This is a genomic window from Acidovorax sp. SUPP3334, assembly GCF_030159055.1.
Taxonomy (GTDB): domain Bacteria; phylum Pseudomonadota; class Gammaproteobacteria; order Burkholderiales; family Burkholderiaceae_C; genus Paracidovorax.
In genome coordinates this window covers 55013-81033 of record NZ_BQXQ01000020.1, presented here as the reverse complement: position 1 = coordinate 81033, position 26021 = coordinate 55013, and the positions used below count along the sequence as shown (strand labels likewise).

General features: G+C 66.5%; 23 protein-coding genes. 2 read left to right on the top strand and 21 right to left on the bottom strand.

All coding sequences use genetic code 11. The features are described from left to right. Positions 1–25 precede the first annotated feature (25 nt). From AVHM3334_RS13230 to AVHM3334_RS13175, 12 genes are all read right to left on the bottom strand, one after another. Positions 26–1684, bottom strand: a complete 1659-nt coding sequence (locus tag AVHM3334_RS13230) for an MFS transporter (RefSeq protein ID WP_284412930.1) — start codon at positions 1682–1684, stop codon at positions 26–28. A gap of 407 nt (positions 1685–2091) precedes the next feature. Beyond that, positions 2092–2745, bottom strand: coding sequence for a 2-hydroxychromene-2-carboxylate isomerase (locus tag AVHM3334_RS13225; protein ID WP_284412927.1), 654 nt, complete (start codon positions 2743–2745; stop codon positions 2092–2094). Further along, positions 2742–2984: a DUF1289 domain-containing protein gene (locus tag AVHM3334_RS13220; protein WP_284412926.1), complete on the bottom strand. Its 243-nt coding sequence runs from the start codon at positions 2982–2984 to the stop codon at positions 2742–2744. Before AVHM3334_RS13220 ends, AVHM3334_RS13225 begins: the two co-directional genes overlap by 4 nt. A 29-nt stretch (positions 2985–3013) precedes the next feature. Next, positions 3014–3520, bottom strand: coding sequence for a YbaK/EbsC family protein (locus tag AVHM3334_RS13215; RefSeq protein WP_284412924.1), 507 nt, complete (start codon positions 3518–3520; stop codon positions 3014–3016). A 48-nt stretch (positions 3521–3568) separates the two neighbouring features. Further along, on the bottom strand, positions 3569–4558 hold the full coding sequence (locus tag AVHM3334_RS13210) for a ParA family protein (RefSeq protein WP_284412922.1): 990 nt from the start codon (positions 4556–4558) through the stop codon (positions 3569–3571). Then, on the bottom strand, positions 4555–5742 hold the full coding sequence (locus tag AVHM3334_RS13205; protein ID WP_284412920.1) for an ATP-binding protein: 1188 nt from the start codon (positions 5740–5742) through the stop codon (positions 4555–4557). Before AVHM3334_RS13205 ends, AVHM3334_RS13210 begins: the two co-directional genes overlap by 4 nt. 199 nt (positions 5743–5941) lie before the next feature. After that, entirely contained in the window at positions 5942–7351 is a 1410-nt protein-coding gene (locus tag AVHM3334_RS13200) for a M20 family metallopeptidase (RefSeq protein ID WP_284412918.1), read from the bottom strand. A gap of 52 nt (positions 7352–7403) precedes the next feature. Beyond that, positions 7404–8270 carry an ATP-binding cassette domain-containing protein gene (locus tag AVHM3334_RS13195; protein ID WP_284412916.1) on the bottom strand — a complete coding sequence of 289 codons (867 nt, stop codon included), beginning with the start codon at positions 8268–8270 and terminating at the stop codon, positions 7404–7406. Next, complete coding sequence (locus tag AVHM3334_RS13190; RefSeq protein WP_284412914.1) at positions 8267–9253, bottom strand: ABC transporter ATP-binding protein; 987 nt, start codon at positions 9251–9253, stop codon at positions 8267–8269. Before AVHM3334_RS13190 ends, AVHM3334_RS13195 begins: the two co-directional genes overlap by 4 nt. A gap of 13 nt (positions 9254–9266) precedes the next feature. Next, positions 9267–10184 carry an ABC transporter permease gene (locus tag AVHM3334_RS13185; RefSeq protein ID WP_284412912.1) on the bottom strand — a complete coding sequence of 306 codons (918 nt, stop codon included), beginning with the start codon at positions 10182–10184 and terminating at the stop codon, positions 9267–9269. A gap of 22 nt (positions 10185–10206) precedes the next feature. Then, entirely contained in the window at positions 10207–11124 is a 918-nt protein-coding gene (locus AVHM3334_RS13180; protein WP_284412911.1) for an ABC transporter permease, read from the bottom strand. A 45-nt stretch (positions 11125–11169) separates the two neighbouring features. Then, complete coding sequence (locus AVHM3334_RS13175) at positions 11170–12702, bottom strand: ABC transporter substrate-binding protein (RefSeq protein WP_284412910.1); 1533 nt, start codon at positions 12700–12702, stop codon at positions 11170–11172. Positions 12703–12901: 199 nt separating this feature from the next. Between AVHM3334_RS13175 and AVHM3334_RS13170 the strand changes: the two genes are divergently transcribed. After that, positions 12902–13834, top strand: coding sequence for a LysR family transcriptional regulator (locus AVHM3334_RS13170; RefSeq protein WP_284412948.1), 933 nt, complete (start codon positions 12902–12904; stop codon positions 13832–13834). Between the two features lie 29 nt (positions 13835–13863). On the opposite strand, the gene AVHM3334_RS13165 is transcribed toward AVHM3334_RS13170, so the two are convergent. The 8 genes from AVHM3334_RS13165 to AVHM3334_RS13130 all read right to left on the bottom strand — a co-directional run bounded on the left by AVHM3334_RS13165 (position 13864) and on the right by AVHM3334_RS13130 (position 23949). Then, positions 13864–14778, bottom strand: a complete 915-nt coding sequence (locus AVHM3334_RS13165) for a hydroxymethylglutaryl-CoA lyase (protein ID WP_284412909.1) — start codon at positions 14776–14778, stop codon at positions 13864–13866. Between the two features lie 53 nt (positions 14779–14831). Further along, entirely contained in the window at positions 14832–15761 is a 930-nt protein-coding gene (locus AVHM3334_RS13160; RefSeq protein ID WP_284412908.1) for a 2-hydroxyacid dehydrogenase, read from the bottom strand. 37 nt (positions 15762–15798) lie between these two features. Next, on the bottom strand, positions 15799–17826 hold the full coding sequence (locus tag AVHM3334_RS13155) for an acetyl/propionyl/methylcrotonyl-CoA carboxylase subunit alpha (protein WP_284412907.1): 2028 nt from the start codon (positions 17824–17826) through the stop codon (positions 15799–15801). Then, positions 17827–18546, bottom strand: coding sequence for a DUF4126 domain-containing protein (locus AVHM3334_RS13150; protein ID WP_284412905.1), 720 nt, complete (start codon positions 18544–18546; stop codon positions 17827–17829). Between the two features lie 11 nt (positions 18547–18557). Beyond that, positions 18558–19346 (bottom strand): enoyl-CoA hydratase/isomerase family protein, encoded by a 789-nt coding sequence (locus tag AVHM3334_RS13145; protein WP_284412904.1) that lies wholly within the window; start codon positions 19344–19346, stop codon positions 18558–18560. Positions 19347–19425: 79 nt separating this feature from the next. Then, entirely contained in the window at positions 19426–20592 is a 1167-nt protein-coding gene (locus tag AVHM3334_RS13140; protein ID WP_284412902.1) for a dienelactone hydrolase family protein, read from the bottom strand. A gap of 25 nt (positions 20593–20617) precedes the next feature. Continuing rightward, positions 20618–22222, bottom strand: coding sequence for a carboxyl transferase domain-containing protein (locus tag AVHM3334_RS13135; protein WP_284412900.1), 1605 nt, complete (start codon positions 22220–22222; stop codon positions 20618–20620). Then, entirely contained in the window at positions 22219–23949 is a 1731-nt protein-coding gene (locus tag AVHM3334_RS13130; RefSeq protein WP_284412899.1) for an AMP-binding protein, read from the bottom strand. The genes AVHM3334_RS13135 and AVHM3334_RS13130 overlap by 4 nt, the downstream gene beginning before the upstream one ends. 141 nt (positions 23950–24090) lie before the next feature. On the opposite strand from AVHM3334_RS13130, the gene AVHM3334_RS13125 reads away from it, so the two are divergent. Continuing rightward, positions 24091–25149: an AraC family transcriptional regulator gene (locus tag AVHM3334_RS13125; protein ID WP_284412898.1), complete on the top strand. Its 1059-nt coding sequence runs from the start codon at positions 24091–24093 to the stop codon at positions 25147–25149. Positions 25150–25244: 95 nt separating this feature from the next. Here the strand turns inward: AVHM3334_RS13125 and AVHM3334_RS13120 are convergent, their stop codons facing one another. After that, entirely contained in the window at positions 25245–25928 is a 684-nt protein-coding gene (locus tag AVHM3334_RS13120) for an HAD family hydrolase (RefSeq protein WP_284412897.1), read from the bottom strand. Positions 25929–26021 lie beyond the last annotated feature (93 nt).

The window sequence follows — 26021 nt, the reverse complement described above, 5'->3', positions numbered from 1 at the left end:
TCCGCCTTTGGGTCATGCAGGAAGTTCAATCGTTCGCGTAAATATCCACGTCCTTGGTTTCGCGGATGAACAGCGTGCCGATGATCGCCGTGGCGCCCGCGATGATGATGGGATACCAGAGGCCGTTGTACATGTTGCCGGTCTGGGCCACGATCGCGAACGAGGTGGTGGGCAGCAGGCCGCCGAACCAGCCGTTGCCGATGTGGTACGGCAGGCTCATGGACGTATAGCGGATGCGGGTGGGGAACATTTCCACCAGCATGGCGGCGATGGGGCCGTACACCATGGTGACGAGCAGCACGAGGTACGTCAGGATGGCGACCATCATCACCTTGTTCATCTTGGCGGGGTCGGCCTTGGTCGGGTAGCCGTCGGCCTTCAGCGTGTCAGCCACCGCTTTCTTGAACTCCACGTCCTTGGCCTTGACCTGGTCGGCAGGCAGGCCCTTGGCGCTGTAGCTCGGAATGGTCGTCGCGCCGATCTTGATCACCGCAGGCGTGCCGGCAGGGGCCACTTCGTTGTCATAGCTCACCGAACCGGCGGCCAGCACCTGCTTGGCGATGTCGCATGAACTCGTGAACTTGGACGTGCCCGTCGGGTTGAACTGGAACGAGCACTCGGCCGGGTCGGCGACGATCACCACCTTGTTCTTGGCTTGGGCAGCGGCGAGGTCGGGGTTGGCCGCCTCGGTCAGGGCCTTGAACACGGGGAAGTACGTGAGCACGGCCAGCACGCAGCCCAGCATGATGATGGGCTTGCGGCCGATCTTGTCGGACAGCGTACCGAACACGACGAAGAACGGCGTGCCGATCAGCAGCGCGGCGGCGATCATCAGGTTGGCCGTGACGGCATCCACCTTGAGTTGCTGCGTGAGGAAGAACAGCGCGTAGAACTGGCCCGTGTACCAGACCACGGCCTGGCCGGCGGTGAGGCCGATCAGCGCCAGGATCACGATCTTCAGGTTCTTCCATTGGCCGAACGACTCGGCCAGCGGCGCCTTGGAGGTCTTGCCCTCGGCCTTCATCTTCTGGAAGGCAGGGGATTCGGACAGCGACAGGCGGATCCACACCGAGATGCCCAGCAGCAGGATGGACACCAGGAACGGAATGCGCCAGCCCCAATCGCCGAAAGCCTGCTCGCCCAAGATCGTGCGCGTGCCCAGAATCACCAGCAGCGACAGGAACAGGCCCAGCGTGGCGGTCGTCTGAATCCAGGACGTATAGGCACCGCGCTTGCCCTGCGGCGCATGCTCGGCCACATAGGTGGCGGCGCCGCCGTATTCGCCGCCGAGCGCCAGGCCCTGCAGCATGCGCAGGACGATCAGGATGACCGGCGCTGCCACGCCGATGCTGGCGTAGGTCGGCAGCACACCCACGATGAACGTGGACAGGCCCATGATCAGGATGGTGACGAGGAAGGTGTACTTGCGCCCGATCATGTCGCCCAGCCGGCCGAACACCAGCGCACCGAAGGGCCGCACGATGAAGCCGGCGGCAAACGCCAGCAGCGCGAAGATGAAGGCCGAGCCCGCATCCAGGCCGCTGAAGAACTGCTTGGCGATGATGGCCGCGAGCGAGCCGTAGAGGTAGAAGTCATACCACTCGAACACGGTGCCCAGCGACGAGGCGAAGATGACTTTTCTTTCTTCCGGCGACATGGGCCGGGGTGCAGCATTGGTAGCCATGGTGCTTGTCTCCATAGGTTGTCGGGGGAACGCGGGAATGCACGGTGCGATGGGGTTTCCGGGCACTCGTCGCAACCTGGACCGCAATATCGGACGCGCATCTGACCGAACACTGACAAGCACGGCGCACCCTTCGGCACGCCGGACTGACTCCCAACTGACAAACCTAGGGCCGACCCTGACCCGTCATTTCTCGATGCGGTAAATCAGGGGTGAAAAGGGCTCAAGACTGCCGTTAGGGGGCTTGGCGCCGGCCCAGGCGGTCCCACCATGCCACGGGAAAACCCTGCCGGGGACTAACCCTGAAATGAAGGGAACTTCGAGGAAATGGGCGACACGAGCTGGCGCAGACAGCGCGAAGCCCAGCGCGGCAGGGCCGACCCGCTGGCGCCCGCCTGGAGTGACATTCAAGCTGCCGCAGGCGGCGTGCCCGAAGGCAAGGCTTCGGCATGGGCCCACGCAGGACCTTCGAACCACGGGTCGCCGGCCAGGTAGGCGCGCAGCATCGGCAAACTGTCCAGCCCCCAGAACAGGCGGCCATCCACCTCGAACGCCGGTACGCCGAACACGCCGCGTTGCGCTGCAGCATCGGTGTTGGCGCGCAGCAGCGCCTTGGCGGCGGTTCCGCCGGTAGGGTCCGGCCTCAGTTGCTGCGCCAGGTTTTCGGCCAGTGCCTCTCGCCGCGCCGGATCGTTGGCGTCGAGCCCGCCCAGCCACACATGGCGCAGCACGGTGCCGGCCACGAAGCGGTTGATGGCGCCGTCATCGCTGCAGGCCAGCGCCTGGCGCAGCAGCAAAAGCGGGTTGAACGGATGCTGCGCCGGCATCGTCAGGCCCATTCCGAGCGAATGCCCCAGCCACTCGGCATGGCGATACGTCCACAGCCGCTTGGCCGGGATACCGGCCGGGCCAGGATTGCCATGCTGCTGCAGCAGCGCGCCCAGCAGGACGGAACGGTATTCGACGCTGTAGCTCAATCCTTCCAGGGCATGCGGCAATTGCTCGAACGCCAGCCAGGCATACGGAGAGACGAAGTCCAGATAGAAGGTGATGTGCTTCACGGCAAGTCCTCGAACGGAGACGGCGGCGGAAACTCGAAACCCGCGCGCTGCGCCAGGCGGGCCCAGATCGCGCGGCGCTCAGTGGAATCGGAGCCCGCCCAAACGCGGATCTCGTCCAGCGTGCGAAAGCAGCCGTCGCAGAAAGTGCCATCGGCCGAGAGGCGGCACACCGAGATGCAGGGCGAAGGCACCCCCTCGGCACTGCTCTCGTCAAAATACCCGCCAGCGCCCAACAGCATTGCGCGAGCAGCTATCGATTCAGCAGCACTCATGCCGACACCGGTGCCTGCACCACATCGACCACGGGAGCGCCAGTGAGTTTCTCCAGATCCTGCGGGCGCAGTGCGAAGACGCTGTGCGGATGGCCGGCAGCCGCCCAGATCTCCTCGAAGCGGAAAAGCTCGCGGTCGATCAGCGTGACGGGTGGGGTCGCGTGGCCCACCGGAGACACCCCACCGATCGAAAAGCCCGTGCGCGCCTTGACGAACTCGGCATCGGCCCGGCCGATCTTGCCCACGTGCGCTTCCACCTTCTTTTCATCCACGCGCCGGTCGCCCGAGGTGACGACCAGCACGGCGGCATCGTCGCTCTTGCGCCGGAAGATGATGCTCTTGGCCACCTGGCCGACCAGTATGCCCAGGCCATCGGCCGCCTGCTGCGCCGTGCGCGCCGCGTCGTCGAGCATGCGCGGCATGTGCGGGTGGCCCAGCGTCTGCAGCGTGGCGGCCACGCGCTGGACGCCTTCGGGATATGCCTTCAATTCAACACCGCACATTGCAACGTTCCTTATTTTCAATTTAACGATACAAACAACCCGTATCAGTCAAGGCAGAGCAATATCGGCCTTGGTGGCAATGCGCTGTGCCAACTGAAAGAAGTCCTGATAACAAGCACGTACCGCCTCCACATGGGCCCCGATGGCACCATCGGCCGGTTTCAAGGCAAACATCGGTTTGCGTGCATCCATCGCCAGTGGCATCAGACTTCGATAGTGCTTAAGCAATGCCAAGTTGTATGGATCCTTCTCCGGAGACGGGGGCTTGGTCACCGTTCGATCAAGAATCGATTCCCGATAAACACCCGGAATGCGATCAAGCCAGCGCTGGTAAGCTTTAACCGGGCGGTTATCTCGAATACCGTGCTGCATGACGACATAGCCCTCAGGTTGCATCTCACCACTGGGTGCTGCAATGCCTGCGCTGTCAGGTAGTTCACCCAAGCGCTTCTTCCAGCCCTTACGCCAATCGCGTAGCGTAGGGCCCAGATTTTTCAGCCCTTGCAAAGAAAACAAATCTGGCGCCAGAGGCAGGACCACCTGCTCGGCGGCGATCAATGCAGACCGGTTGATAGCCCCTAGATTCGGCCCTACGTCGATGAGAACCAGTTCTGCGCCTATCTGACCGGCCGCATCCAGCATGATTCGATGAAAAGCGGTGATGACACGAAAAGCAGCTTCCTGACCATCCAGGCACTTGGGCCAGTTCTCGGAAAGCAAATCCTCGAATCGGGATAAGGCTAGATTGCCTGGAACAAGCCCCAGATTCCGCCTTATTTTCTCGACATGCGGAGAAAAAATATCCCCAGTCCTGTTCATCAATGGTTGAAGGCTGCCAAAAATCGTGTTCGAGCCACCGTTGTCCCACAGCTCGGCCAGCCGATCTTCATCCAAGAACATGGAACTCAGGTTGGCCTGAGGATCCAGATCCACAGCTAACACGGGTACGCCGTGCTCTGCAAACATCCATGCTAGGTGATACACCAGCGAAGTTTTGCCAACACCGCCCTTGTTGTTAAAGAAGGCAATGGTTTTCATCGGATGGAAGGGCGAATGGTGACGAGGAAGATTTTGTCGTCGATTTCGAACTCAGGAGGTGGACTTCCATTCTCTAGCAGCAATGACTGAGCACGCTGGATGCCATAGCCGTAGCGATTGACATAGTCCATGGATTTCATAGCCTCTGCCAAAACAGGATTGCGATAGCTATTACGGCGGGTCAAGGTCGCTTGCGTGACTTCGCCATAAAGGCCGCCAGGGCTCTGGATTTCTATACGATCAGAAAACCAATAAAAACGCACCGGTGTGTTGGACTGGTAATCTCTATGCATGACGGCGTTGTGAAAAAGCTCGCGCAACGCCCATTCGGGATAGTCGGGAATGGGGCGATCTCGAAACCCTTCGCCTTGAGTAGATGCGACATGGTTGTGCCCTACGATTTTCTGGCGCATTGTTTCCACCACCGTTCGCAAGTCTCCAGAGATTTCCAGTTCATCCTCCGGCCTTTCCGTGAGTGTTGTTCCTGGGAATTTCAGAAACTGAACATAGGCTCCAGGCAAAAAATAACGCGGGTTGGTGCCGAATAACAAAATCCCCGCGACAGTGGGCTTGCCAGAGGTCAAATCAAAACAGCGCAGGGATGCCAATTTCTCCTCGGTGGTACGGTGGTTCGCTGCAATGGTGCCCGCGTCCACCGTTTGCATGCGGTATTCATCGAACAGGCGCATCGTCAGATCGTTCAATCCTGCCTCACCGACAGGATGGGCGTCGAAAGTAGTCACGAGGCTGGCGCGACGCTCGGACAGAATGCGCTCTTCCTGCTCGTTGGCAATGCCCTTGCGCGGACCGACGCGCAAATAGACACGGCCCTTGTATCGAATGGGTGGAACCGTGGATGGCTGGACCACCACCACAGCCACCTCGCATCCTGCTTGCATGACGACTTTCTCAACAGTCATCGCCGGGGGAGGCAGTACATTGCCATCAGCACGGATGGCCGCAAGGTTGCGCAGCAGTTCATCAGAGACCGTCAGCCCTGCCAAGCTACCATCATCGTTGGCTCCAACAATGAGATAACCGGGCTGACGATGGTTGGGATAGTCATTTCCAAAGGCACAGATGGCCTGCGCAAATTTGTCGGTATTGCTGGTGGACACTGTCCGCTCTACACGATCCGACTCCAGATCGGACAACAGCGCCTGAACGAACTCAGGGCTCAACATGACTCTTGCGCCCTCGTGAGCAAGCTGATGAATTTGTTTTGGAATACACGATTTAGCATGCGCAGATAGTAAACCGGGCCGCCGTAGCTCACTACAGCACGGGAGCGGTCGGAAAAATACACGCTCTCGATCATCCTTTTTGAAGGTTGCTACCACTAGCAATGCCTAGCAGCGCTTTCCGGCCACAGCGACTTGGCTATCAAGCCGTGGCACGCTCCCGATGCACGCCGGGGCCCTGCTCCGCCAGATCCCAGAACAGGCCGGCCATGATGTGCAGCGATTCGCGCGTGACATCGGCCAGGATGTGTTCGTTGGGCGCGTGTTGCGAACACGCAGGGTACGAATGCGGTACCCAGAGCGTGGGCAAACCCAGCGTTTCCGAGAACACGTCGTTGGGCAGCGAGCCGCCCAGGTTGGGCAGCAGCGCGGGGCGCCGCCCCGTGGAACGCTCAATGGACGCCAGGCCCCAGCGCACCCAGGCGTCGTCGGGGTCCAGCCGCGTGGCAGCCATGTGCACATCGGTGCCGCGCACCTCCACATCGGTGAAGCCGCGGGCGTTCAGGTGCTCGCGGATATGGCCCAGGAAGGCCGTCGGGTCGCAGCCGACCACATAGCGCATGTGGCAGTGCGCGCGCGCCTCCGAGGGAATGGCGTGCACGGGCATGGCGGGGTTGCCCGTGGTGAAAGCCAGCACCTCCAGGCTGTTCCAGCCGATCACGCGCTCGGAAGGCGTGAGGCCGGGCTCGCCCCAGTCCACATCGATCTCGGGATCATCGGGACCGCCGCCCACTTCGATGTCGCGCAGCGCCTCTCGCACGCTGGCGGGTACCTCGGTGGGTCGAAGTCCCGGCACCTGGATGCGGCCACGCTCGTCGATCAGGCTGGCGATGGCATGGGCCAGCCGGATGCCCGGGTTGCGCAGCAGGCCGCCCCAGTTGCCCGAATGGTGGCCGCCCTCACGCAGTTTCACGTGCAGGTCGAAGTTGAAGACGCCGCGCGAGCCGAGGAACAGGGTGGCGCGGGATGCCGACACGCGTGGCCCGTCGGACGCCAGGAACAGGTCTGCCGCGAGTGCTTCGCGCTCTTTAGCGCACACGGCGTCCAGGCCGGGCGAACCGTCCTCTTCGCCCATCTCCAGAATGATCTTCACGTTGTAGCCCAGGCGCCCGCCGCGCACCGCAAGCACTTGCTCCAGCGCGGTGAGGTTGATGGTGTGCTGGCCCTTGTTGTCGGCCGTGCCGCGGCCATACCAGCGATTGCCTTCCACCACGATGTCCCAGGGCTTGAGGCCCGCCCGCCACTGGGCGTCGTATCCGCGCACCACGTCGCCGTGGCCGTAGGTGAGCAGCGTGAACGCGGCGCCCTCTTCCGTGCGATCGGCCAGCAGGAAAGGGCTTTTTCCGGGCACCGGGTTGTCCACGACGCGGCAGGCAAAGCCCAGTGCCTGTAACTGGGGCACCATCTCTTCGGTCAGATAGGCATGCAGGATGGGGCCGCTGGCGGCGTCCTGGCTTTCAGTGCGAAAGGCGACGCGGCGCGCCAGCGTCTGCTGAAAGCGCCCGTCGTCGAAGCAGGCCAGCGTCTGCGCAATGGCTTGGTCACGGCTCATGGAAAAGTCCTCGGTGGGGTGGAACGAAGAATGGCCGCGCCGCTCGGGTGGGTCAGGCCAGCGCGGCGCGCTCTATGTCGGGAATGCCCAGGCCCGGCTCGGGCGTGAGGGCGCAGGCGAGCAGCCGGCGGGTGTAGGGGTGCTCGGGCCGGGCGAAGATCTGCTCGCGCGTGCCCAGCTCCACGATGGCGCCGCGGTACATCACAGCCACGCAGTCCACCAGGTGCTCCACCACGCCCAGGTCGTGGCTGATGAACAGATAGGTCAGCCCGAACTCGGCCTTGAGGTCGAGCAGCAAATTCAGGATCTGCGCCTGCACCGATACGTCGAGCGCCGAAGTCGGCTCGTCGCAGATCAGGATGTCCGGCCGCAGCACCAGTGCCCGCGCGATGGCGACGCGCTGGCGCTGCCCCCCTGAGAGCTGGTTGGGGTATTGCGCATGCGTGCGCTCGGGCATGCCGACGAGATCGAGCATTTCGCGCACGCGCAGGCGCTGCTCGGCGGCCGTACCGACCCGGTGCAGGCGCAGCGGCACGCCGACGATGTCCGCCACCGTGCGGCGCGGGTTGAGCGACGAATACGGGTCCTGGAAGATGGGCTGGATGCGCCGCGCGAGCGCACGGCGGTGGCGGGGGTCGATCTCTTTGCCATCGACCAGCACGCTGCCCGAACTGGGCGCGAGCAGGCCCAGCAGCATCTTGGCCAGCGTGCTCTTGCCGCAACCGGATTCGCCCACCAGGCCCAGCGTTTCGCCCTTGCGAATGCGCAGCGAGACGTCGTTCACGGCATGGATCTCGCCAGGGGCACGGAAGAGCCCCCGCTTCAGCTGAAAGCTTCGGTGCAGCGCGCACAGTTCGAGCGCGATGTCGCTGCCCGGTAATTCGGGCAAGGCACGCAGGGGATCGGGTGTCGGGATCATGCGGCTTCCTCCAGGGGGCGGGCATGCACGCAGCGTGCGGCATGCCGGGCGTTCAACGCGACATACGGCGGCGTGTGGGCGCAAGCCGCCTGCACGTGCGCGCAGCGGTTGGAAAAGGCGCACCCTTGCACGGTGCCGACCAGGCTGGGAACGACGCCCGGAATGGCCTGCAGGCGACTGCCGGGCAAGGTCTTCCCGCGCACGGGAATGCACTGGAGCAAACCCTGGGTGTAAGGGTGCGTGGGACGGGCAAACAACTCTTTGACCGGCGCCGTCTCGATCACCTCCCCTGCATACATGACGGCCACGCGGTCGGCGATGCGCGCCACCACGCCCAGGTCGTGCGTGATGAACACCACAGCCATGCCGAATTCCTGCTGCAGTTCGCGCAGAAGCCGCAGGATCTGCGCCTGGATGGTCACGTCCAGCGCCGTGGTGGGTTCGTCCGCAATGATGAGGTCGGGCTCGCACATCAGTGCCATGGCGATCATCACGCGCTGGCGCAGGCCGCCAGACAGCTGGTGCGGATACTGCCGCAGGCGCTCGGAAGCCTGTGGCACGCCTGCCCGCTCCAGCAGGTACACGGCGCGCTCGCGGGCATGCGCCATGCTCACCTTGCGGTGCGCGCGCAGCGCCTCGCATAGCTGGTCGCCCAGCGTATAGGAAGGATTGAGCGAAGTCATCGGCTCCTGGAAGATCATCGCCATGCGGGCGCCGCGAAGGGCCGCCATGCCGCGCTCGGGCAGGCCCTGCAGCTCGGCACCGTCGAAGCGGATGTGGTCGGCCGTGCGCACCGCCTTGCGTGGCAAGAGGCCCATGAGCGCGAGCGAAGTCATCGACTTGCCGCAGCCCGACTCCCCCACCAGGCACAGCAGTTCGCCGCGGTTCACATGAAAGTCGATGCCGCGCACTGCGTGCAGCATGCCGCGCTCGGTGGGCAGGTCCACGCGGAGGTTTTTCACATCCAGCAAAGGAGTGGTCATGGGTCTTTGCCTTTCAGTTCCGGCCATCGGGCGCGGTGAGGTCGCGGATGCCGTCGCCCACCAGGTTGATGGCCAGGACCAGCACGGCCAGCACGACGCCGGGGATCAGGATCACCCAGGGCTGGAAGAACATGTAGGCCTTGCCCTCCGCCACCATCAGGCCCCAGGACGGCGTGGGCGGCTGCACGCCCAGGCCCAGGAACGACAGGGTCGATTCGAGCAGGATGGCGTGCGCCATCTCCAGCGTCGCCACCACGGTGAGCGCACTCATCAGGTTGGGCAGCAGCTCGCGCACCAGGATGTACGGGGTCGAGGCGCCCAGCGCCTTCGCCGCAGCGATGAACTCGGCATCGCGCAACTGCTGCGTGGCCGATCGGGTGACGATGGCAAAACGGTCCCACAGCAGCAGGCCCAGCAGCACGATCACCACCTGCAGCGAACCACCCACCAGCGACGCCATGGCGAGCGCCACCAGCACCACCGGCATGGCCAGGCGCGTGGTGATGATGTAGCTGATCACCGCATCCACCTTGCCGCCGAAGTAGCCGGCCAGCACCCCCAGCGTGGTGCCGATGGCGCCGGCGATGAGCGCCGTGACCGCGCCGATCAGCAGCGACACGCGGGCGCCGTAGATGAGTCGGCTCAAATAGTCGCGGCCCAGCTTGTCGGTGCCAAGCACGTGCTCCCAGCTGCCCTTGGCGTGCCAGACGGGTGGAATGAGGCGCTGCGTGACGTCCTGCGCGTAAGGATCGTGCGGACTGATCCAGGGGGCGAGCAGCGCGGCCACCAGCGTGACGATGAGCACGATGGCACCGAGCACCAGGCCGCGCTGGCACAGCACGCGGCGCAACCAGCGGTGCCAGGCCGGTGGCGACGGCAGGGCCAGGGTGGCCGCCGCGCCGGGGGAGGAAAGGGTGGTGGAAGCGTTCATGGCGGTCTCCGGTGCGGCGGTGTCAGCGGGTGCGCATGCGTGGGTCGAGCGCGGCGTTGAGCACGTCGGCCAGGAAGGTGAGCGCGATATAGAACACCGCGATGATCAGCACCACGGCCTGGACCACGGGGTAATCGTTGCGTGCGATCGAATCCCAGGCGAGCTGCCCCAGCCCCTGCATGGAATACACCGACTCGATCACCACCGAGCCGCCGAGCATGAAGCCCAGCTCCACGGCGGCCAGCGCCACCACGGGAATGATGGCGTTGCGCAGCGCGTGCTTGAACACCACGCGCGAGCGGCTCAGGCCCTTGGCGCGTGCGGTGCGGATGTAGTCGGCGCCCAGCACGTCCAGCATGCCGGCCCGCGTGAGCCGCATCATGGCCGGCATGGCGTAATAGCCCAGCGCCACCGCCGGCAGCACGAAATGCTGCCAGGTGCCATTGCCCGCCACGGGCAGCCATTTCAGGCCCACGGCGAACAGCAGCACCAGCGTCAATGCGAACCAGAAGGTCGGCATGGCCTGCCCCACCACCGCCACCATCAGCGCCACGCGGTCGATCCAGGTATCGCGGTAGAGGGCGGCGAGCACCCCCAACGGAATGGCCACCACCACCGCAAGCAGCAAGGCCACGCCACCGAGCTTGAGCGTGATGGGCAGCCGCTCGCCGACCAGTTCCATCACCGTGTTCTGAAAGTAGAACGATCGCCCGAAGTCCAGGCGCGCTGCCGCGCCCAGCCAGTCGAAGAACTGCTCCACGATGGGGCGGTCCAGGCCGTATTGCACGCGGATTTTCTCCACGTCCGCGGCGCTCGATTCCGGGCCGGCGATGGCGGTGGCCAGGTCGCCCGACAGGTGCAGCAGCATGAAGCTGACGACCGCCACGGTCAGCATGACGCTCAGCGCCACGAGCAACCGGCGAAAGATATAGATCAGCATGGCACTGGCTGGTGAAACGTTGGGAGGGTGGCGGCGACGGGGCCGTTACTTCCAGCTGGCCTGAAAAAAGCGCGGCAGTTCATCGGGCTGGGCTTCGAACTTCAGGTCCGACGTGAACGCGTAGTTGGTCGAATACGTGAACAGCGGCGCCCACATGGCCTGCGCCGAAATGCGCTGCAGCGCCTGCGCGTACTTGGCCTTGCGCTCGGCCTTGTCCACGGTGGCGTCGGCCGTCTGCATCAGCGCGATGACCTGCGGGTCCTTGGCGGTGTCGTCCGGCCCGCCCTTGAAGAAGTTGCCCACGAAGGCTGAGGCGTCGTTGATCGAGAACGAACCCCATGCCTGGAACGTGAGCGGCGCACGGCCGGCTCGCAGTTCGGTGCGCAGCGCCGGGTACTGAACGAAATGCAGCCGTGCGCGGATGCCCACCTTGCGCAGGTCGCCGATCATCGCCTCGGCATATTCGCGCTCACGATAGGCCCACAGGGCCGTGTCGAACCCGGTCGGGTAGCCCGCTTCGGCCAGCAGCGCCTTGGCCTTGGCCGGGTTGTATTCGTACTGCTGCACCTTGCTGGTGTCGCAGCCGAACTGGGTGCGAAAGCAAGGCGCATAGACGGGCTGGCTGCCGCCGCGCACCAGGCTTTCGGCCAGGCCCTTTCGGTTGATGGCGTAGTTGAGCGCCTGGCGCACCCGCGGATCCTTGAAAGGCGCAGCTTCGGGCGTGGTGCCGTTGTTGTTGATGGAGATGAAGCCCACCCGCATGGTCTCGCCGCTCAGCACCGAAAGATTGGGCGCTGCCTTGAGCGAATCGGCCTGGTCGGCCGGCACGCGCCAGATCCAGTCCACCGCGCCGGTCATCAGCTGGGCCATGCGGGCCTCCGGATCGCGGATGACGGTGAACTTCACGGTGCCGATCTTCGGCTGGCCCACCGGACTGTCCTTGAAGTAGGCGGTGTTCTTCACCATGGTCACGCCCTGGCCCGGCACCACGGCGGTGATCTTGTAGGGGCCGCTGCCCACGGGCGCCTTGCTGAAGCCTTCCAGCCCCACCTTGGTGAAATAGGCCGCGGGATAGATGGGTGTGGGGCCGGCCAGGTACTCGAGCGCCGCAGGAAACGGTGTCTTCAAGTGGATGCGCACTTCGTAATCGCCCACCTTCTCCACGCTCTTGATCCAGTCGGTGTTCTGGCGCGTGGCGATCTTGGCATCGGGGCCGGTCACCACGTTGAAGGTGTAGGCCACGTCGTCGGCCGTGAGCTTGTCGCCGTTGTGGAAGGTGACGCCCTGGCGCAGCGTGAGCAGCAGCGCCGTGGGCGTTTCCCACTTCCAGGCCGTGGCGAGCTGGGGCTTGATCTCGCCGGTCTTGGTGTCGCGGTAGAGCAGCGTGTCCCACGCCATGGCGGCGAGCACCACGCCCTCGCGCATGTTGTTGTGGTACGGGCTGACGTTCTCGACCTCGTTGTCCGAGGCGTAGGTCAGGGTGTCGTTGGCCTTGTTGGCATGCGCGCTCGCCGCACAGACCGCCACGCCCAGCGCCAGGCAACCCCGACGCACCCATTGGGTGAATAAATGCCCCATTGCGAACTCCTTCATCGTGATGAACCAGGAAAACACCATGACCGGGAGCAAGAATGGGACCTCTGGCGCGTTTTCGCCATTACCGAATATCGCGGCGAGCGCTATCGAAAAGGCAACGCTCCGGCGGCAGTGCCTCTATGCTTCGGCCACTGCTGCAATGCACAACGCCCCTGCGCCACCCGCCATGAAACGCTCGCAAATCGTCGCCCGCCAGTTGCAGGACACGGCCCTGCGCTACTTCCTCGAGGTGGTCCGCTGCGGCTCGATCAGCGAGGCCTCGCAGCGATTGAACGTGGCGGGGTCGGCCATCAGCCGGCACATCGCGCACCTGGAGGACCTGCTGGGTGCATCGCTGTTCGACCGCCACGCGCGCGGCATGGTGCCCAGCGCGGCAGGGGAACTGCTGGCGGTGCATGCTCAGAAGTCGGCCCACGATGCGGAGCGCGTGGTGCATGAAATGCAGGCGTTGCAGGGCATGGAGCGCGGGCGGGTGCGCCTGGCATCGTCCGAGGGATTCGCGCTCGAGTTCCTGCCCCGGCTCATCAGCGACTTTCGCCGCAGGCACCCGGGCATTCAGTTCCACCTGGGCGTATTCCCGCCGGCTGAAAGCACGCGCCGCGTGCTGCTGGGCGATGCGGACATCGGCATCACCATGAGCCGCAACGCCGAGAAAGACATCCGCATCGAGCTGCTGCAGCCCTCGCCGGTGATGGCCGTGGTGCAGCGAGGCCACCCGCTGACGCGCTTTCAGCAGGTCAGCCTGTCGCAACTGCAGAACTATCCGGTGGCACTGCCCGAGCCCGACACCACCGTGCGGCAGCTCTTCGACATCGCCTGCAGCCGCCAGAAGGTGCAGATCGACCCGGTGCTCACCAGCAACTACATCGCCAGCCTGTTCGGCTTCGTCAAGCACGAGCCCGAAGGCGTTTCCATCTCCGGCGAGATCACCATGCGCTACCAGATCGAGCGCGAGGAAATGGCCTGCGTGCGCCTGCGCGACCGTGGGCTGGACCTGCGCAACATCGAGGTACAGACGCTGATGGGCCGCACGCTGTCACGCGCCGCGCAGTCTTTTTTAGTGCACCTCAAGGAGCAGTTGCAGAACGTGGCGGCGCCGCTGCAGGGCAGCTGACGGCCGGCGGCTGACGCCGTTGCGGCAGGTCAGCCGAGCCGCTTGGTCAGCAGCGCCTTGGCCGCGCGCGAGTTGGACGGGCGGCCCAGGAAGTCGCTGATGTACGCGCCCGCATCGATGAGCTTGTCCAGGTCGATGCCCGTGTCGATGCCCATGCCATGCAGCATGTAGACCACGTCCTCGGTCGCCACGTTGCCCGTGGCCCCCTTGGCGTAGGGGCAGCCGCCCAGGCCCGCGACCGAGGTGTCGTACTGCCACACGCCCATCTCCAGCGAGGCCAGCGTGTTGGCCAGCGCCTGGCCATAGGTGTCGTGGAAGTGGCCCGACACCGCGTCGATGCCGTAGTGCTGCAGGGTGGCCTCCATGGCGCGCTGCACCTTGCGCGGCGTACCCACGCCGATGGTGTCGGCCACGCCCACGTGCTGCACGCCGATCTGCTTCATCAGGCCGGCCAGGTAGGCCACGCGCTCAGGGGCCACCTCGCCTTCGTACGGGCAGCCCACGGTGCAACTCATGGCGCCGCGCACGGCAATGCCGACCGCGCGCGCCGCCTCGACCACGGGCGCGAAACGCTCGATGCTCTCGGCGATGCTGCAGTTGATGTTCTTCTGGCTGAACGCTTCGCTGGCCGAGCCGAACACGACGATCTCGTCGGGCCGCGTCGGCACGGCGGCCTCGTAACCCTTGAGGTTGGGCGTGAGCACCGAATAGCGCACGCCGGGCTGCCGCTCGATGCCGGCCATCACCTCCACGTTGTCGGCCATCTGCGGCACCCATTTGGGCGACACGAAGCTGGTGACCTCGATCTCGGTCAGGCCGGCCGTCTGCAGCCGGTGCACGAGGCCGATCTTGACGGCGGCGGGCACGGGCGATTTCTCGTTCTGCAGGCCGTCGCGCGGGCCGACATCGACGAGTCTGACGCGGGAAGGAATGCTGCTGCTCATGGGAAAAATTCCTGCTGTGATGGGTTCCAGGGGAGCGTGAAAGCCAGCGTCGGCTAATAGCCGCGCCGAGGGTCCACGATGCCGGCGACCGGCTCTCCGCGCTGCAGTGCGGCGATCTTTCGCGCGATCTGGGCAATGCTTTCTTCGCGCAGCGTGCGGGCCGAGGTGTGGGGCGTGGTCGTGATCTTCGGGTGCGTGCGCAGCGGATGCTCGGCAGGCAGCGGCTCGGTACGGAACACGTCGAGCGCAGCCCCTGCCAGATGGCCCGCATCGATGAGCGCGATCAGGTCTTCCTCGACCAGATGGGCGCCCCGCGCCACATTGATCACGTAGCCGCCCGGCTGCAGGCGCGACAGCGTGCTGCGGTTCATGACGTCCTGTGTATCGGGCGTCAAGGGCAGCAGGTTCACCAGCACGCGGCTGGCGGCCAGGAATGCATCGAAGCCCTCTGCCCCGCCCGCGCCGTGGAAGGCCTTCACGCCTTCGATGGCCTTGGGCGAGCGGCTCCAGCCGTTCACCGGAAACTCGAACTGCGCGAGCGCTTTGGCCACGCGCTCGCCCAGCACGCCCAGGCCCATCACCCCGACGGGGAAGTCACCGCGCAGACGCGGCCGGCGAAAGGCCCAGCCACCGGCGCGCATGTCGGCTTCGTAGGCGTCGAACTCGCGAAAGTGGCGGATCACCGCATGGCAGACGTACTCGGCCATCTGCACGGCCATGCCTGCGTCGTCCAGCCGCACGACTTGAGCGCCAGCAGGCAGGCGCAAGGCCAGCAGCGCGTCCACGCCCGCACCGATGTTGAACAATGCCTTGAGCCCGGCCTGCTCGTCCATGAATTGCTGGGGCGGTGCCCACACCACCGCGAAATCGGCCGGGGGCGCACCGGGCTGCCAGACGGTGACTTTCGCTTCGGGCAGTGCGGCCTGAAGGCCCTGCAGCCAGGGATCGGCCTTGGTGTGGGTACAGCAGAAAGTGATGTTCATGGCGCGAAAGCGTAGCGCGAGTGCATGCTGCGCGCTGTCACGCGGGCGAGAGCTTGAGCAGCTCGACCCCTTCTGTCACCTGGTCGCCGGGGGCGTAGAGCAGTTCCTGCACCGTGCCGTCCACGGGTGCGGCGATGGTGTGTTCCATCTTCATGGCTTCCATCACGGCCAGCGCCTGGCCCTTGGTCACGGTATCGCCCGCCTTGACCGCGAACGACACCACCTTGCCCGGCATGGGTGCGGTGAGGCGCCCGCCTTCGGCATGGACCTCGCCCGCATGGGCCAGCAGGTCGATGGCAACGATCTGCGTGGCGCCGTGCGGCGTGAAGACGTGGGCGGTCTCACCCTGCGCATGCACCACGGTGCGCGTGCGCTGGCCGGCAAACCGCAGGTCCATCCCTTCGCCCTCAGCTGCAAAGGCCAGCGGCCCGGCCACCTCGGCATCCCCCTCGCCCACCGCCAGCAGCATGGCACCGCCAGCGCCGTAGGTGAGCCAGGCGTTCACGGGCTGGCCGCCGAACTCGAACGCGAACGGGCGGCGCGTCACGCCGTGAGATTGCCAGCCATCGCGTCGGCTGAACGGGTCGGTCCCTTCGGTCGCCCGCTCGCGCAGCAGCGTCTGTGCCACGGCCGCAGCGGCAGCCAGCGGCAGGCCCACCGGCTCCTGGTGGAACAGCACGGCCTGCTCGCGCGGAATCAGCGCGGTATCGAGGTTGGCCTGCACGAACGAACCGGTGCGCGCCACCCGGCGCAGGAACTGCACGTTGGTGGACAGGCCCACGATGCGGGTCTGCGCCAGCGCTTCGTCGAGCCGCGCCAGCGCCTGCTCGCGCGTATCGCCGTGCACGATGAGCTTGGCGATCATCGAGTCGTAGAACGGGCTGATCGCGTCGCCCTCGCGCACGCCGTCGTCGATGCGCACCCCGGCGCCCACGCCGTGCAGCGGCGCACGCTCGAAACTGGTGGCGGCCGGCTTGCGGTAGACATGCAGCGTGCCGGTGGCAGGCAGGAAGTTGTTGTCGGGGTTCTCGGCGCAGATGCGGGCCTCGATGGCATGGCCGGTGATGCGCAACTGGTCCTGCGCAAGGGGCAGCGGCTCGCCCGATGCCACGCGCAATTGCCATTCCACCAGATCCTGGCCGGTGATGGCTTCGGTCACCGGGTGTTCGACCTGCAGGCGGGTGTTCATCTCCATGAAGAAAAACTGCATGGCGCCGCTGGTCCGTTGCTCCACGATGAATTCCACCGTGCCCGCGCCCACGTAGTTCACGGCCCGCGCGGCGGCCACGGCGGCGTTGCCCATCTGGGCGCGCAGCTCGGGCGTCATGCCGGGCGCGGGGGCTTCTTCCAGCACCTTCTGGTGGCGGCGCTGCACCGAGCAGTCGCGCTCGAACAGGTACACGCAGTTGCCCAGCGTGTCACCGAACACCTGGATCTCGATGTGGCGCGGGCGCTGCACGTATTTCTCGATGAGCACCGCGTCATCACCGAAGCTGTTGATGGCCTCGCGCTGGCACGACGCCAGCGCGGCCGCGAAGTCTTCCGACCGGTCCACCGCGCGCATGCCCTTTCCGCCGCCGCCCGCGCTGGCCTTGATGAGCACGGGATAGCCGATGCGGTCCGCCTCGCGCTGCAGCAAGGCGGGGTCCTGGTCGGCGCCGTGGTATCCGGGCACCAGCGGAACGCCGGCCTTTTCCATGAGTTGCTTGGACTCGGCCTTCAGGCCCATCGCCTGGATGGCGGAGGGCGGGGGGCCGATGAACACCAGCCCGGCGTTGGCACAGGCCTGGGCGAACTCTTCGTTCTCCGACAGAAAGCCGTAGCCGGGGTGCACCGCCTGCGCGCCCGTGGCCTGGGCGGCATCGATGATGCGCTGCCACTGCAGGTAGCTGTCCTTGGGCGCGCTGCCGCCGATGTGTACGGCCTCGTCGCACGCGGCCACGTGCTTGGCGCCCGCATCGGCGTCGGAGTACACGGCCACGGTCTTCACGCCCAGGCGGCGCGCGGTCGCAGCCACCCGGCAGGCGATTTCACCGCGGTTGGCGATCAAGATTTTTTGGAACATTCAAACCACCTTCGCAGGACCAGAAAAGAAAGACGACACGCGCCGCAGCACGGCGCGCAGGAACTTGAAGAGCACGACCAGCAGCAGGACCGAGACCACCAGCATCACCAAGAGTGCGAAGCCGAAGAGCACCGGGTGCTGCGTGGCGAGCCACACCACGGCCACGACCAGGCCGTCCTCGAAGAACGACAGCAGCCAGTTGGAGAACGGCTCGGGCGAGGTGTTCGCGGCGGCGCGCGTGGCCATCTTGGTGGCCAGCGCCGTGGCCGAGAGCGAGCCGCCCAGCAGCCCGGCGACGAGACCCATGGTGGCGTTGTCGGCACCGAACACGCCAGCAGCCAGCAGCGCGCCGCCAGGAATGCGGATGAAGGTGTGCACGGCGTCCCAGGCGCTGTCGAGCCAGGGCACCTTGTCGGCGAAGAACTCCACGCACAGCAGCAGCCCGCTCACGGCGAGCACGGCGGGATGCTGCAACCCGTGCAGGCCGGCAGGCAAAGGCAGCCAGCCGCCCGCACCCATGAGCCCCACGATGAACACCACGGCATAGAGGCGAAAGCCGCTGGCCCAGCCCAGCGCGGCCGCCAGGGCCATCAGGCCCGGCAGGTCCAGCGCGGCCGTGGCATGGGCTGCGCCGGCCGCCACGTCGCGGGCGGTATCGCCGCCCACATGCAGCCCCACGGTGTGGAGCCACTGGACGATGTTCAGCCAGAGCGCATCCATGGCGGTTCCGGTCAGCCCTGCGCCGGGAGCCAGGACGGCTTGCGCTTTTGCAGGAAGGCCTGCACGCCTTCCCGGCCTTCGTCGCTCGCGCGGATGTCCGCAATGCCTTCGACCGTGGCGGCGATCAGCGCGGCGTCGATGTCGCGGCCGGCCACGTCCTGCACGAGGCGCTTGCAGGCGCGTACCGCCGCCGGGCTGGCGCTGGTGAGGGCCTTGAGCCAGGACTCCACGGTGTCGTCGAGCTGCTCGAACTCGACCACGGCATGCACGAACCCGAGGTGCAGCGCCTCGGCCGCCCCGAAACGCTCGGCGGTCAGGAAATAGCGGTGTGCCGCCCGCGCGCCCATGGCGCGGATCACATACGGGCTGATGGTGGCGGGGATGAGCCCCAGTTTCACCTCAGACAGGCAAAAGCCCGCGGTATCGACCGCGACCGCCATGTCGCAGGCAGCCACCAGGCCCATGCCGCCGGCATACACGTCGCCTTGCACCCGGGCGATGGTGGGCTTGGGGCATTCGTAGATCGTGCGCAGCATCTCGGCCAGCGCGCCGGCATCGGCCAGGTTCTCATCGCGCGTGTAGTCGGCCATGCGGCGCATCCAGTTCAGGTCGGCGCCGGCGCAAAAGGCCGTGCCTTGCGCGGCCAGCACCACGGCACGCACGTCGTCGCGCGCGCCGGCCTGCGCGAACGCGGCGGTGAGCGCGGCGATGGTCTCGTCGTTGAAGGCATTGCGCAGCTCGGGCTGGGCCAGCGTGATGCGCGCCACAGCGCCGTCGTAGGCCGTCTGGACGGAGTTCATGGGTGGGGTTCTCGATGCTCTGGAGAAAAAGCCGGACGCGGATGCGACCGGACGGGTGCGGCGGGCGAATGGGCGGGCCTCATGGCGCCTCCCACACGACGTGATCGTCCACGGCATACAAATGGCAGGTCGCCGCCTTGGCGTTTTCGTTGCAGCGGGCCACCGCCGCGGCCATGGCATCGGCCCGGCCGTAGTAGTAGGCCCAGGCGCCGCTGGGCGCGATGGCGTAGGCCCGGGGCCATGGCGCTGCGAGGAACTTGCGGTAGCCCTCCCGCGCCGCGTCGCGCACGTAGGGAATGGCCGACGCATCGGTGGCGGGGTAGGCGTCGGTGGCCTGGGGCACGGGACTGTCGTGCGGCATCAGCAGGATGTGCGTCACGGGCCGGGACGGCAGGCCCAGGCCGTCCAGGAAGCGCTCCACCTCCGGCAGCCAGATCGGTACGCCGCTTTGCGAGGCGAACAGCCGGTGCGAATCGGCTCCGAACCTGCCATACGCCACCAGCTGCGCCCGCCCACCGCCCGCCACGTAGCGCGCGTACATGTCGCGGTACAGCGAGGTGGGCCAGTACGAATCGTTGTCCCCGTAGAACCACAGCGACGGCAGGCGCGTGCTCCGGCCGTAGGCACCGAAGGCGCTGGCCAGGTTGTTTTCCCAGCCGGGGCATTGCTCCTGCCGCAGACCGCCGGCGAAATTGATGAGCCCGCGCACGCCGGGCGGGTTCAGCGTGCCCAGCGCCAGGGTGGTCAGGCCGCCGTGCGACTGGCCGACGACCACGATGCGCTGGCTGTCCGCGTCCGGCAGGCGGCGCACGTAGGTCAGCGCGGCCTGCACGTCCTCGGCCTGCGTGCGGCCATTGCCTTCCACGTTGCAGCCGCTGCCCAGGTAGGCGCCCGTGGAGTGCGAGAAGCCCTGGCGCATCGGGATCACCACGAGGTAGCCGCGCTCCACGAACACGCGGGCGGCCGCCAGGTAGCGCGACCGCTCCTGCAGGCGCGGGTTGCCGTTGGCCTTGCCGTGATTGATGACGACGACGGGAAACGGTCCCATCCCTGCCGGGCGGTACACGGTGGTTTCCAGCTCGGTGGCCAGCAGGCCCTCGCCCTTGGGCACCATCACGATCTGCTCGCGCAGCGTGGCGTCCAGCGTGGGCGCAGCGGAAGGAGCCAGCTGCGCCAGCGCGGGCACGGCGCCCAGCAGCAGCGCGGAGCGCAGCAGCCAGGCCAGGGCGTTTCGGTGAAGGGTCATGGTGGGGTCCAGGGCAACGCGCGGGTCACATGCGGAACAGGCCGAACTTCGTGTCTTCGATCGGCGCATTGCGCGTGGCCGACAGGCCCAGCGCCAGCACGCGACGCGTGTCGGCGGGGTCGATCACGCCGTCGTCCCACAGCCGCGCGGTGGCGTAGTAGGGATGGCCCTGGCTCTCGTACTGCTGGCGGATCGGGGCCTTGAAGGCCTCTTCCTCTTGCGCGCTCCACTGGCCGCCCTTGCCCTCGATGCCGTCGCGCTTGACGGTGGCGAGCACGCTGGCCGCCTGATCGCCGCCCATGACGGAGATGCGCGCGTTGGGCCACATCCACAGAAAGCGCGGCGAATACGCCCGCCCGCACATGCCGTAGTTGCCGGCGCCGAAGCTGCCGCCGATGACGATGGTGAACTTGGGCACCGCAGCCGTGGCCACGGCCGTGACCATCTTGGCGCCGTTGCGCGCGATGCCCTCGTTCTCGTACTTGCGGCCCACCATGAAGCCGGTGATGTTCTGCAGGAACACCAGCGGGATCTTGCGCTGGCAGCACAGTTCGATGAAGTGAGCGCCCTTGAGCGCCGACTCGCTGAACAGGATGCCGTTGTTGGCGATGATGCCCACGGGCATGCCTTCGATGCGCGCAAAGCCCGTGACCAGCGTGCTGCCGTAACGCGCCTTGAACTCGTCGAACTCGCTGCCGTCCACGATGCGGGCAATGATCTCGCGCACATCGAAAGGCTTGCGCGTGTCCACCGGAATCACGCCGTACAGCTCTTGCGCTCCTAATTTAGGAGCTATCGGCACAATGGATACGGCGGCATCAGCCTTCTTTCTATTCAAATTGCGCACTGCGTTGCGGGCCAACTGCAAGGCGTGCAGGTCGTTTTGCGCCAGATGGTCGGCCACGCCGGACAGGCGCGTGTGCACGTCGCCGCCCCCTAAGTCTTCCGCCGTGACGACCTCGCCCGTGGCGGCCTTCACCAGCGGCGGGCCGCCCAGGAAGATGGTGCCCTGGTTCTTGACGATGATGGATTCGTCGCTCATGGCGGGCACGTAGGCCCCACCCGCCGTGCAGGAGCCCATCACCACCGCGATCTGCGCGATGCCCTGGGCGCTCATGTGCGCCTGGTTGTAGAAGATGCGGCCGAAGTGGTCGCGGTCGGGAAACACCTCGTCCTGGTTGGGCAGGTTGGCGCCGCCGGTATCCACCAGGTAGATGCACGGCAGGTGGTTCTGCGCGGCCACCTCCTGCGCGCGCAGGTGTTTCTTCACGGTCATGGGGTAGTAGGTGCCGGCCTTCACCGTGGCGTCATTGCACACCACCATGCAGTCCACGCCGCTCACGCGGCCGATACCGACGATCAGGCCGGCGCCAGGCGCGTCGTTGTTGTACATGTTGAGCGCGGCCAGGGGTGCCAGTTCGAGAAACGGCGTGCCGGGGTCCAGCAGCATCTGCACGCGGTCGCGCGGCAGCAGCTTGCCGCGGGCGGTGTGCCTGGCGCGGGCGGCCTCGCCGCCGCCCTGCGCCACCTGCGCCGTGCGGGCCCGCAGGTCTTCGACCAGCGCTCGCATGGCGGCGGCATTGGCCAGAAAGTCGGCCGAGCGGGGATTGAGTTGGGATTCGAGAATCATGCGGTGGTGCTTTCCTGTAGGCCGAGCTGTTCTTTCATGGCGTCGCGGATCTTGAATTTCTGGATCTTGCCGGTCACCGTCATCGGGAATTCGGCGACGAAGCGGATGTAGCGCGGCACCTTGTAGTGCGCGATCTGGCCCTTGCAGAACGCACGGATGTCGTCTTCGGTGGGCGCCGCCGCACCGGGCTTGGGGATGATCCAGGCGCACAGCTCTTCGCCGTAGCGGGCATCGGGCACGCCCACCACCTGCACGTCCTGCACCTGCGGGTGCCGGTACAGGAACTCCTCGATCTCGCGCGGGTACACGTTCTCACCGCCGCGGATCACCATGTCCTTGATGCGGCCGACGATGTTCACGTAGCCCTCGGCATCCATGGTGGCCAGGTCGCCCGTATGCATCCACCCCGCTTCGTCGATGGCCTCGCGCGTCTTGGCCGGGTCGTCCCAATAACCGTGCATGACCGAGTAGCCGCGCGTGCACAGCTCGCCGCGCTCGCCCACGGGCACCACGGCACCCATGTCGGGATCGACGATCTTGATCTCCAGGTGCGGCTGCACCTGGCCGACGGTGGACACGCGCTTGTCGAGCGGCGTCTCGGTGCTGCTCTGGCAGCTCACCGGGCTGGTCTCGGTCATGCCGTAGGCGATGGTGATTTCCGACAGGTGCATGTCGCTCACCACCCGCTTCATCACCTCGATGGGGCACGGCGAGCCGGCCATGATGCCGGTGCGCAGCGTGGACAGGTCGAGCTCCTTGAAGCGCGGGTGGTCGAGCTCGGCGATGAACATGGTGGGCACGCCGTGCAGGCCCGTGCAGCGCTCGGCCTGCACCGTTTCCAGCACCTTGAGCGGATCGAACCCGTCGTTCGGATAGACGATGGTGGCGCCGTGCGTCATGCAGGCCAGGTTGCCCAGCACCATGCCGAAGCAGTGGTACAGCGGCACGGGAATGCAAAGCCGGTCTTCGGGCGTGAGCCGCATGCATTCGCCGATGAAAAAACCGTTGTTGAGGATGTTGCGGTGCGTGAGCGTGGCCCCTTTCGGAAACCCGGTCGTGCCGCTGGTGAACTGGATGTTGATGGGATCGTTCGCATCCAGCGTGGCGGCGACGGCGTCGATGCGCGCATCCTGCGCGTCGCCCCGCGCCATCAGTTCTGAAAACCGCAGCAGGCCGGGCTCGTCGGCGGTGCCCTCGCTGCCGCCGTCGATCCACACCACGCTGCGCAGCTGCGGCAGCCGCTCGGCCTGCAACTCGCCCGGCGTGCCGGCGGCCCACTGCGGGGCCAGTTCGCGCAGCATGCCCAGGTAGTCGCTCGTCTTGAAGCGCGCCATGGTCACCAGCGCCTTGCAGCCGACTTTGTTGAGCGCGTATTCCACCTCCGCCGTGCGGTAGGCGGGGTTGATGTTCACCAGCACCAGTCCGACCTGCGCGGTGGCCAGTTGCATGAGCACCCATTCGGCGTTGTTGTGCGACCAGATGCCGACCCGGTCGCCCTTTTGCAGGCCCAGACCCAGCAAGGCACTGGCCAGGCGGCGCGCCTCGGCGTGCAACTGGCCGTAGGTGTAACGCAGGCCCTGGTGCGCGCTCACCAGCGCCTCGCGGTCGGGCTGGCGCTGCGCCATGCCGGCGAAGAACGCGCCGATGGCCTGCTCGATCAGGGGCTCCGCCGTGGAGCCCCTGGCTTGGGCGAAGGTCAACGGGGCGGTCGGGCTCACTCGATCCATGGAATGTCTCCTCGTTTGCGCGCCCCCGGCCCGGCCGGGGGACGGCGATGGGCCGCAGCATACGCCCGCGACAGACCCCGCAGCATGACAGATGGGGTCACAAAGGTTGCAATATGCGCCAGCGCAGGCACACTCGCAGCCATGCCCGCCACCCCCATCGACTCCGCCCCGTCCAGCACTCAGGGGCCCGCAGCGGCGACACCGATGGCTTTCGTTCGCGCGATCATGCAGGCCTACGCCCTGCGGGGCATGGACGCATCGGCGGTGCTGCGGCAGGCACAAATCACGCCACCGGAGATCGGCAACCCGCACGGGCGCATCACCGCGCTGCAGATGGAGCAGCTTTCCGACGGCGCCATGCGCGAACTGGACGACGAAGCCCTGGGCTGGTTCGGCCGGCGCCTGCCCTGGGGCAGCTACGGCATGCTGGCGCGCGCCTCGATCAGCGCGCCGCACCTGGGCCTGGCCTTGCAGCGCTGGTGCCGCCACCATGGCCTGCTGACCGACGACATCGCCCTCACCCTGACGAGCGACGGCGCCACCGCCACGCTGGCGATCAACGAGCACCGCGATCTGGGCACGCTGCGCGAGTTCTGCCTCGTGTCGATGCTGCGCAATGCGCTGGGACTGGCGTGCTGGTTGATCGATTCGCGCTTGCCGCTGCAGGGGGCGGACTTTCCTTTCGCGCCGCCGCCGCACCAGGCGGTCTATCCGCTGCTGTTCGCCGGCCCCATCGCCTTCGAGGCGCCGCAGGCCGTCCTGCGCTTCGATGCGCGCTACCTCGCCCTGCCGCTGCGGCGCGACGAAGAGGCGCTGCGCACCATGCTGCAACGCGCCCTGCCGCTCACCGTGCGCCAATACCGGCGCGACCGCCTGCTGGTACAGCGCGTGCGGCAGGTGCTGGCTGCGGACTCGGGCGCGCTGTACGGCGCACAGGCCCTGACCGAACGGCTGCACCTGTCGCCACGCACGCTGCACCGCCAGCTCAAGGAAGAAGGCGCATCGCTGCAGGCATTGAAGGACGAGGTGCGTCAGCACCGCGCCATCGATTTGCTGCACCGCACCGACCGCCCGATCAAGCAGGTGGCGCAGGCAGCCGGGTTCATGAACGAAAAGAGCTTCATCCGCGCGTTCCGCGACTGGACCGGCCAGTCGCCTGCCGCGTTTCGCCGCGCCGCCCGCCTGGCGAGCGGGGGGTGAAGCGCCGCCGGGGCTGTTTCAGTACGCAGTACGGTGGCCTGCTTGAAGCGAAGACCGTGCCCTCCCCGCTGCAGCCTGCGCTTTTGCAGGCCCGCTCAGCCCAGCAGCGCAGGCAGCTCCGACATGTGGGCGATGACATGGGCCGCCCCCGCCGCGCGCAGATCCTGGACCGCCCAGTGCCCGACAGGCGAGGGGCTGTAGCCGATCACCGTGGCGCCTGCCGCCACACCGGCCTGCACGCCCGTGACCGAGTCCTCGACCACCAGGCAGCGCGCCGGGTCTGCGCCCAGGGCTGCGGCGGCGGCCAGGTACACATCGGGTGCGGGCTTGGTGCGGGGCATTTCATGGCCGCTGAACACCCTGCCCTGAAAGAACGGCGTCAGGCCCACCTTGGCCAGTTGCAGCTCGACCTTGAAGCGGTCCGCGCCCGAAGCGCAGGCGATGCGGCCACCGAGCCGCGCATGCACGGCGCGCACGGCGTCGAGGGCGCCTGGAATGGGCCCCAGCTCGGCCTGCAGCGCGTCGTTGCGGCGGGCATAGAAATCGGCCATCCACGCATCCGTCAACGGCTGGCCAGTCTCGGCCTCGATGCGGGCCACCTCGCTGCGCACCGCCTTGCCCAAAAAAATGGCCATGCATTCCTCCGCAGAGAGTTTCCAGCCGGAGGCTTCGAGCCGGTCGCGCAGCACGCGGTGGGTGATGGCCTCGCTGTCCACGAGCACGCCGTCGCAATCGAACAGAACGGCCTCGTAGGCGGGTCGCAGGGAGGAATGGGGCATGGCAGAAGGATGGGGCAGAAGCGCCCGGCAGGGCAGGCGCATGGGGCGCCAGAAAAGCCCTGCAATCTACCGCAAGCGCTGGAGTGCTTCAGC